Raw genomic sequence first — 223 nt, 5'->3', positions numbered from 1 at the left:
ATCTCAGCTGCAAGGTTATTCACTTCTGCCATTGCATCCACGGTACTGTAACCATCTGCAGCATCTCCTAATACCTCTAAAGCTGAGTTACCGTTATATAGAGATAGTTGTGGAGAACCTACGCCCCAATGCGAAGAAGTAAAGGCTGAAAAGGATGTTGGGATCATTGCAGGTGGAAATACAGCTATATTAAAAGCGGTTGAAAATGCAGAGGATAATAAAC

At 42.2% G+C, this 223-nt stretch carries 1 protein-coding gene; it reads right to left on the bottom strand.

Annotated elements, in window-relative coordinates:
* A partial coding sequence (locus V6256_RS15685; protein ID WP_341599156.1) for a hypothetical protein occupies positions 1-223 on the bottom strand: 223 nt, incomplete at both ends.

It is taken from the genome of Psychromonas aquatilis (assembly GCF_038155185.1).
GTDB lineage: Bacteria > Pseudomonadota > Gammaproteobacteria > Enterobacterales > Psychromonadaceae > Psychromonas > Psychromonas aquatilis.
This window is presented reverse-complemented; position numbering and strand designations above follow the sequence as displayed.